This window comes from Vibrio ostreicida (assembly GCF_013074385.2).
GTDB classification, from domain to species: Bacteria; Pseudomonadota; Gammaproteobacteria; order Enterobacterales; family Vibrionaceae; genus Vibrio; species Vibrio ostreicida.
The window spans coordinates 34191-43340 of record NZ_JABEYA020000024.1; the positions used below are offsets into that span (position 1 = coordinate 34191).

The 9150-nt window shown below is 45.9% G+C and carries 7 protein-coding genes; 6 read left to right on the forward strand and 1 reads right to left on the reverse strand.

Annotated features, from left to right (window positions below; genetic code table 11):
• The 4 genes from ptsN (at position 1) to mgtE (ending at position 3060) form a co-directional block, all read left to right on the forward strand.
• Positions 1–447 carry a PTS IIA-like nitrogen regulatory protein PtsN gene (gene ptsN / locus HLM86_RS19495; protein ID WP_170883755.1) on the forward strand — a complete coding sequence of 149 codons (447 nt, stop codon included), beginning with the start codon at positions 1–3 and terminating at the stop codon, positions 445–447.
• Positions 447–1310 (forward strand): RNase adapter RapZ, encoded by an 864-nt coding sequence (gene rapZ, locus HLM86_RS19500; protein ID WP_076590720.1) that lies wholly within the window; start codon positions 447–449, stop codon positions 1308–1310. The genes ptsN and rapZ overlap by 1 nt, the downstream gene beginning before the upstream one ends.
• A gap of 6 nt (positions 1311–1316) precedes the next feature.
• A complete protein-coding gene (locus tag HLM86_RS19505; protein ID WP_170883769.1) occupies positions 1317–1592 on the forward strand; it encodes an HPr family phosphocarrier protein in 276 nt (91 codons plus the stop codon).
• A gap of 112 nt (positions 1593–1704) precedes the next feature.
• Positions 1705–3060, forward strand: a complete 1356-nt coding sequence (gene mgtE / locus HLM86_RS19510; RefSeq protein WP_076590722.1) for a magnesium transporter — start codon at positions 1705–1707, stop codon at positions 3058–3060.
• A 50-nt stretch (positions 3061–3110) separates the two neighbouring features.
• Here the strand turns inward: mgtE and metH are convergent, their stop codons facing one another.
• Positions 3111–6788, reverse strand: a complete 3678-nt coding sequence (gene metH, locus HLM86_RS19515; protein WP_170883754.1) for a methionine synthase — start codon at positions 6786–6788, stop codon at positions 3111–3113.
• Between the two features lie 90 nt (positions 6789–6878).
• On the opposite strand from metH, the gene HLM86_RS19520 reads away from it, so the two are divergent.
• Positions 6879–8237, forward strand: coding sequence for a cation:proton antiporter (locus HLM86_RS19520; protein ID WP_076590724.1), 1359 nt, complete (start codon positions 6879–6881; stop codon positions 8235–8237).
• A gap of 180 nt (positions 8238–8417) precedes the next feature.
• Positions 8418–8546 (forward strand): winged helix-turn-helix domain-containing protein, encoded by a 129-nt coding sequence (locus tag HLM86_RS20275; protein WP_245798281.1) that lies wholly within the window; start codon positions 8418–8420, stop codon positions 8544–8546.
• Positions 8547–9150: the final 604 nt, after the last annotated feature.

Sequence of the window (9150 nt, forward strand, 5' to 3'; positions counted from 1 at the left end):
ATGCAACTAAGCGAAATTCTCACCGTCGACTGCACGAAAAGTGCAGTCCAATGCACCAGCAAAAAACGCGCTCTGGAAATGATCAGTGAGATCGTGGCCCAGCGCACCGGCCAAAACTCGACAGAGCTTTTTGAATGTATGCTCAGCCGAGAAAAAATGGGCAGCACGGGCATTGGTAACGGGATAGCGATTCCTCATGCTCGAATGCAATCAAGTGATGAGGCAATCGCCGTACTATTACAATGCCAAGCACCGATCGAATTTGGATCAATTGATAACCGCCCTGTTGATCTGCTCTTTGCCTTACTTGTACCCGATGCACAATGTAAAGAGCACCTAAAAACACTTTCCCGTATGGCCGAAAGACTCAACGATAAGCAGATTCTCAGACAACTTCGTAAAGCCCAATCAGATCAAGAGCTTTATGAAATAATGGTCCATCAGTAATGCGGCTTATTGTGGTGAGTGGTCAGTCTGGAGCGGGTAAGAGCGTCGCCCTTCGCGTTCTGGAAGATTTGGGGTATTACTGTGTCGATAATCTGCCCGTCGACTTACTGGACAATTTTATTAAGTCCGTTGAATCGAGCAAGCAAAACGTTGCTGTCAGCATCGATATTCGAAATCTTCCCAAAGAGCCTGACCTAGTCACTGATGTCTTAGCAAAACTTAAAACCTCATCTGATACCAGTGTCCTGTTTCTTGATGCCAACAAAGAAACACTGCTAAAGCGGTACAGTGAAACACGCCGGATTCACCCTTTAACACTTAGCCATGAAAATACATCTCTAGAACAAGCCGTTGAAAAAGAGCGTTGTATCCTTGCGCCGCTCAAACAACACTCTGATTTAATTATCGACAGTAGCCACCGCTCATTGCATGAATTAAGTGAAACCGTTCGAGTCAGTGTCGAGGGGACAGAACGAAAAAACTTGGTCATGGTCTTTAAATCTTTTGGCTATAAGTATGGATTACCAAGTGACGCGGACTATGTGTTCGACGTGCGTTTTTTACCAAACCCCCATTGGGAACCCGCTTTAAGAGCATTTACAGGGCTTGATGCACCAGTTAAAGCGTTTCTAGAAGGCTCACAAGATGTCATAGAGTTAAATCAACACATCCGAGACTTTATTTGCCACTGGTTACCCCGACTAGAAAAGAATAACCGCAGTTATCTGACGGTCGCCATCGGCTGTACTGGTGGTAAGCACCGCTCCGTCTACCTGACTCAAGAAATCGGCAATTATTTCGCCAAAAAGGGGCATCAAGTTCAAATTCATCACGCTTCCTTAGAAAAGCAGCCAAAGGAATAGAAGATGCTGCAGAAACAACGAACGGTTCTCATCCAAAACCGACTGGGCCTTCATGCTCGTGCTGCGGTAAAACTTGTCGAACTGGCACAATCATTTGACGCTACCCTCACCATTGAAAACCATGATGGAAAAGAAGCCAGCGCCGATAGTGTGATGGGTTTACTCATGCTTGAGTCTGCGCAAGGAGAGCATGTCACTATACTTGCACAAGGTAGCGATGCTCAGATTGCTCTTGATGCTGCCTGCCATCTAATCGAAGACAAATTCGAAGAAGCGGATTAATTTTCGCGGCTAAAGCTACAAAATCCACCAGCTTCATATTAACTTATTAAATAAACACTAAAATTAAGTTACTATTCGAAATAATTGTAAACCTTAGAGTCAGGAGGAAAATATGGCAGAGCAAATAGAATTTGATCAAGCTCACCAAGCCCTCCAGGAAGTGTCACAAGCTCTAGAAAGTGGCCGTTTTGTCCATGTCCGCAGACAGTTGCAGGATATGGAGCCAGAAGACATTGCTTACCTACTAGAAGCCTCCCCAAGAAAAAGTCGTGAAGTCCTTTGGCAGCTCACCGATCCCGAAGACTTCGGTGAAATCCTTGATGAATTAAACGAAGATGTCAAAGACGCTCTGGTCTCAAAAATGGAACCAGAGGTGCTGGCTGAAGCAACAGAAGGGATGGACACCGACGATGTTGCCTATGTCCTGCGTAGTTTGCCCGATGATGTTTCCCGCGAAGTCCTTTCACAAATGGATACCGCAGACCGCCTGAGAGTTGAAACCGCTCTTTCCTACCCTGAAGATACGGCTGGCGGTATAATGAATACCGACGTTATCACGATTCGGGGTGACGTCGATGTCGATGTTGTCTTACGCTATCTGCGTATGAAAGGCGAGTTACCGGAAGCGACGGATGCACTCTATGTCATCGATGAAAATAGTCAACTGATCGGCCAGCTACCCATCACAACACTGATCACGACTCAGCCAGACATTAAAGTCAGTGAAGTGATGAGTGACTCCGACGAAGCAATTGAAGTGACGATGAAAGACTCGGATATTGCAAGCTTGTTTGAACGTCGTAACTGGGTATCCGCGCCAGTCATAAACGAAGATCAGTACTTAGTCGGGCGTATCACTATCGATGATGTCGTCGATGTTATTCGCGAAGACGCTGAACATTCTATGATGAGCATGGCAGGTATGGATGATGACGAAGATACCTTTGCCCCAGTGATGAAATCAGCACGCCGACGCAGTGTATGGCTAGGGGCAAACGTGCTCGCTGCCTTAGCAGCCGCTTCCGTTTCCAACATGTTTGAAGCCACCTTAGAGCAGATGGCCGCCATCGCCGTATTAATGACAATAGTCCCTTCGATGGGAGGCGTAGCAGGCAATCAAACCGTTGCTCTGGTTATCAGGGGGCTAGCCTTGGGTCATATCGGTGATTCAAACAAACGCGAGCTTTTGATAAAAGAAGCATTAATTGGCTTAGTCAATGGGATTATGTGGGCACTGATCATTGGAGGTATTGTCGTCGCTTGGAAGGGAAATTGGATGCTCGGTGGTATTATCTCCGCAGCCATGCTCAGTAATTTGCTGATTGCTGGTATAGCTGGAGTGACTATTCCAATTATGCTGAAAAAAATGAAGATCGATCCTGCTTTAGCTGGTGGGATGGCATTAACCACGGTCACTGACGTGATTGGTTTGACGGTTTTCTTGGGCCTAGCAACTCTTGTAATTTAGTTTTAATAAAGCGCCACTCCATACAGTGGCGCTTTCCTCATCATCAAAGGCTAATTCATGTTTGGCCCCAACCACTTTTCAGCTTCCAGTCTATCCCACCCTTTACGATCAGCATAGCTAACCACTTGATCCTGTTGGATCTGGGCAATAGCAAAGTATCGTGCATCAGGATGGGAGAAATACATACCAGATACAGAGGCACCTGGCCACATGGCGTAGCTCGTCGTTAGCGACATATCGATGGCGTTTTCAATGTCCATCAACTCCCACAACGTTCCTTTCTCTGTATGTTCTGGGCAGGCAGGGTAACCCGGAGCAGGACGAATACCTTGGTACTTCTCTCGAATCAAATCGTCGTTAGACAAATCCTCATCTGGCGAGTAACCCCAAATGTCCTTTCTCACTTCTTTATGTAGATACTCCGCGAACGCTTCAGCCAATCGGTCAGCAACCGCCTGAATCATGATCGCGTTGTAGTCGTCGCCTTTCGCTTTGTATTCATCAGCCAGCTCTCGCTCACCAATACCACCCGTTACCGCAAAGCCACCAATCCAGTCCGCTTTACCGCTGTCTTTTGGAGCGATGTAATCAGACAGGCAATAGTTAAAGCCTTTTGGTTTCTCTGTTTGTTGACGAAGGTTGTGTAGAACTTTTAGAACTTTGGTACGAGATTCATCGGTATACACTTCAATATCATCACCCACACTGTTCGCTGGGAACATGGCACACATGCCACGCGCTTTAAGCAACTTCTCTTTCTCGACGCGATCCAGTAAATCATTGGCATCTTTGAATAAACGTTTTGCTTCCTCACCCACCTCTTCATGCTCAAGGATTGCAGGGTATTTACCCACCAGTGACCAAGTCATAAAGAAGGGAGTCCAATCGATGTATTGACGCAAGGTCGAAACATCAAAATCATCGAACACATGGACCCCAGGCCTAGCTGGTCTTGGAGGCGTATAGCTTGCCCAATCAATGGCGACTTTATTTGCTCTTGCTTGCTCAAGTGTGATGGGCTTGGTTCTGGGTTTTTTACGGTTATGCTGATCACGGACACGCACGTAGTCTGCATCAACCTTTTCAACAAACCCCGGACGCAGCTCATCAGAAAGCAACGAGGTACAAACACCCACCGCCCGTGAAGCATTATTCACGTAAACAACAGGATGCTTATAGTTTTGCTCAATTTTAACCGCCGTGTGCGCTTTAGATGTTGTCGCACCACCAATTAACAATGGCAAATCAAAATCAAGACGTTCCATTTCTTTTGCCACATGGACCATCTCATCGAGTGACGGGGTAATAAGGCCTGACAAGCCAATAATGTCGACGTTTTCTTCTTTGGCTACCTTGAGGATCTTTTCACAAGACACCATCACACCCAAATCGATAATTTCGTAGTTATTACACTGCAAAACCACACCAACGATGTTTTTACCGATATCGTGCACATCTCCCTTAACCGTCGCTAACAAAATCTTACCATTCGTCGCACCGACTTCTTTGGAAGCATTGATGAAGGGTTCCAAGTGCGCCACCGCCTGCTTCATTACACGTGCAGATTTAACAACCTGTGGTAAGAACATCTTCCCTTCACCAAATAAGTCTCCGACAACATTCATACCATCCATTAGAGGTCCTTCAATCACCTCAATAGGACGAGAGGCGTTTACACGAGCTTCTTCGGTATCTTCAACGATAAAGTCGGTAATACCTTTTACCAGAGAGTGCTCCAAGCGCTTTTCTACAGGCCAAGTTCGCCACTCTAACGCAGATTTATCTTCAACCTTGCCAACAGCTCGCTCTAGGTATTCTGTTGCCATATCAAGCAAGCGTTCGGTCGAGTCATCACGACGGTTTAGTACGACATCTTCCACCGCATCACGCAGATCTTCTGGAACATTATCGTAAATTTCTAGCTGACCAGCGTTTACGATGCCCATATCCATACCGTTTTTAAAACAGTGATATAGGAATACCGCGTGAATAGCCTCACGAACGTAGTTATTACCACGGAATGAGAATGAAACATTCGACACACCACCAGAGATCATCGCATGAGGAAGCTCGCGTTTGATGTCCCCTACCGCTTCAATGAAATCAACCGCATAATTATTGTGCTCATCGATACCGGTAGCCACCGCGAAAATATTCGGGTCAAAAATAATGTCTTCTGGCGGGAAGCCGACTTCATCAACAAGAATATTATAGGCATTCGTACAGATCTCGACTTTGCGCTCTCGAGTATCGGCCTGCCCTAGTTCATCAAAAGCCATCACGATAACGGCAGCGCCATAGCGACGCACTAGCTTAGCTTGCTCGACAAACTTCTCTTTGCCTTCTTTCAGAGAGATTGAGTTAACAATACCTTTGCCTTGAATACATTTCAGGCCAGCTTCGATAACTTCCCATTTAGAAGAATCGACCATAACGGGTACTTTTGAGATCTCTGGCTCAGAAGCACACAGATTAAGGAATCTAACCATACACGCCTCAGCGTCTAGCATCCCTTCATCCATGTTGATATCGATAATTTGAGCGCCATTCTCGACTTGCTCTCGAGCAACATTCAACGCTTCATCGTATAACTCTTCTTTAATTAAGCGCTTAAAACGAGCAGACCCCGTAACGTTAGTCCGCTCACCCACGTTCACGAAAAGAGATTCTTTGGCAATCGTCAAAGGCTCTAATCCAGAAAGACGACAAGAGACGGGCAAATCTGGTAATTGTCGCGGCGTGACACCCTCAACAGCCTCGGCCATCTGGCGAATATGTTCAGGAGTCGTACCACAACAACCACCAATTAAGTTCAAGAAGCCACTTTCAGCCCATTCCTTAACGTGCTCAGCCATCTCTTCAGGAGAAAGATCATACTCACCAAACGCATTAGGCAAACCCGCGTTAGGGTGAGCAGAAACATTGCATTCTGAGATACGAGACATCTCACCAACATATTCACGCAGTTCATCGGGGCCTAATGCACAGTTCAATCCAAATGAGATAGGCTTAACGTGACGGAGGGCGTTGTAAAATGCTTCTGTCGTCTGCCCCGAAAGGGTGCGACCTGATGCATCAGTAATGGTACCGGAAATCATCACCGGTAGACTGGTCCCTATTTCTTCAAAAACAGACTCAACCGCAAAAGCACACGCTTTCGCATTTAACGTATCGAAGATCGTTTCAATAAGAATTAAATCTGCCCCCCCCTTAATAAGTGCGCGAGTCGATTCAGAATAGGCTTCAACCAACTCGTCAAAGCTAACATTACGATAACCTGGATCATTGACATCAGGGGATATAGAACAAGTTCGGTTGGTTGGACCTAACACACCCGCCACGAAGCGAGGTTTATCTGGGGTCTTTGCGGTCCATTCATCCGCTGATTCACGAGCAAGCTTGGCAGCAGCAAAGTTAATTTCTTCACTAAGGCTTTCCATATCGTAGTCAGCCATAGCAATGGTTGTCGCGTTAAAGGTATTGGTTTCGAGGATGTCAGCCCCAGCTTCAAGATACTCAGCATGAATCTCTTTAATCAGTGTAGGTTGGCTCAAAACCAAGAGATCATTGTTGCCCTTCAGATCGCAATGCCAGTCGACAAATCGTTGGCCTCGATAATCAAGCTCTTCAAGGCGGCGGTCTTGAATCATGGTTCCCATCCCACCGTCGATAAGCAAAATTCGTTCTTTTAGCTGAGCTTCAATCTGTTGCCTTACATCACTTCCCACAGTACAACCTCGTTCCTTTTATTATCTATCCATCCTAACACAGAACAAAAAGATGTCTAGACGGCTATAATTTGAATTTAGAACCTTAACATGACAAAAAAGTGTTTGCTATTTAAACACGCCGAGAACAAAATCCTCACTTACAAATTGTTACACACTGAGATTCTCATGTCGGTTTATTATACTCTCTGTTTTTTGTCAGCGGCTGCAATGTTAATTGCTTTTGTCAACAGCAAAATTGGCAAGATGCAAACCACGATTGCCATTACGGCTGGCTCAATGGTGTTGTCGTTATTGATCCTTATTGCTGGCCAAAATGATTGGTTTCACCTTACCGAAATCGCAACGCAAACCATGTCGAGCATAAACTTCGAAGACTTCCTGCTTAAAGGCATATTGGGTTTTCTTTTATTCGCGGGTGGATTGGGAATCAAGTTACCTAACCTCAAAGACCAAAAATGGGAAATCACCGTATTGGCGCTGGGAGCAACGCTCTTCTCCACTTTCTTTATTGGTTTCTCACTGTATGGCTTCTGCCACCTGATTGGAATTCCATTTGATCTTGTCTACTGCCTTCTATTTGGTGCGCTCATTTCACCCACAGACCCGATAGCGGTTTTGGCGATTGTCAAAAAACTGGATGCCCCAAAAAGAATTTCAACACAAATTGAAGGAGAATCACTGTTCAATGATGGTTTTGGCTTAGTGATTTTTGTAACTCTATTTACCATTGCTTTCGGAACAGAAGCTCCTACGGTTGGTAGTGTTACCGTACTTTTTATTCAAGAAGCCATTGGTGGCATTATCTACGGTTTCGCACTGGGTCTGCTCTTCCATTACTTAATCAGTGCTACCGATGATCATTCGATGGAATTACTCCTCACAATAGGAGTACCAACAGCAGGGTACGCCTTTGCAGAAGTGATTCATGTCTCTGGGCCTCTGGCGATGGTTGTCTCCGGTATTATGATCGGCAATTGGACACGGTTTATTGGTTTTTCTAAAGAAAGCGAGGATCACCTCGATCACTTCTGGGAACTCGTCGATGAGTTCTTAAACGGCGTGTTGTTCCTGCTTATAGGTATGTCAATGTTGCTGTTTGAATTTCATAAAGAAGACTGGATTCTGATGGCTTTTTCAATACCGCTAGTGTTGGGCGCCCGCTATCTAAGTGTTTTTTGCTCATATTTAGGCTTCCAGCGACATCGAAAGTATAACCCATGGTCTGTTAGAATTTTAACCTGGGGTGGGCTAAGAGGTGGGCTTGCGCTAGCAATGGCGCTATCCATCCCCTCAGGTGTCTGGGTTATTGAGGACAAACTGATCGACGTTAAAGAAGTTGTCTTGGTGATGACCTATTCCGTAGTGGTTTTTTCTATTCTGGTTCAAGGTTCTACCATCACCTCTCTTATCGAAAAAGCAAAGCGTGCTGAAAAAGAGATGGAATAAACAATAGCTAGTCTAGCCCCTCAAAAATAGGAAGGCTCTTGTCCAAGAGCCTTTTATAGAACAAGACGACCCGCATTCCTTGCTCCAAAGCAACGTGAACAGTTAAGCCAGTTTATCAAGCATCGAGCGTCTGACTCTTCTGGTGGACGATTAACGGGGAGCGATATTCACGCTTACATCATCAAAGAGTTTGGCAAACATTATCGCCCCGACTCTATCTATTACCTGCTCAATCATATGGGGTTTTTCTTGGATAACTTCACGCTCTACACACCCTTCTCAAGGCCAACAAATCCAAGACGACTTTAAAAAATTCAACATTGAAGCGATCCTCAAGATCCCCGGTCATACGGGCTGGGCGAGGCACAAGGCCTCGTGCGGGAAGCCGCAGCAATTTGAGTAGGCGATTCACTCTGCCCAGCAAGAGGCATTGGAGAAGCGATAGTCATCCTTGTGTAAACAAACACATTATGATTCAGCACCTCGCTCAGATCTCTCATGGTCGCCATGCTGTCGTGATCATGGATGGAGCAGTATGGCATACGAATGACATTGCCGAACCATTTTCTAATGCAATTATCATCAAGCCCCCCCTCCCTACTCACCAGAGTTGAACCCTATAGAACAAGTATGACGTTGACTACGACCACGCTACCTAGCCAACCAAAGTTTGACGAACGGCACCGACCTTGTTGAGAAGAGAGGTCGCGCATGGCATCGCTTTTTAGACAGTACCGATAGGGTGGCCACTATGTGCCAAAGAGAGTGGATTGACCTAACCCGTTAATTTTCCAGATGGGTCTAAAACGCGGGGACAAAAACAAAAAAACCCAACGCGACCGCGTTGGGTTTGGAATGCATGGCGGAGTGGACGGGACTCGAACCCGCGACCCCCGGCGTGACAGGCCGGTAT

Bases quoted from the DNA above. Each gene is read 5' to 3' on its own strand.
- ptsN (WP_170883755.1), top strand. From the start codon at position 1: ATGCAACTAAGCGAAATTCTCACCGTCGACTGCACGAAAAGTGCAGTC.
- rapZ (WP_076590720.1), top strand. From the start codon at position 447: ATGCGGCTTATTGTGGTGAGTGGTCAGTCTGGAGCGGGTAAGAGCGTC.
- mgtE (WP_076590722.1), top strand. From the start codon at position 1,705: ATGGCAGAGCAAATAGAATTTGATCAAGCTCACCAAGCCCTCCAGGAA.
- HLM86_RS19520 (WP_076590724.1), top strand. From the start codon at position 6,879: ATGACAAAAAAGTGTTTGCTATTTAAACACGCCGAGAACAAAATCCTC.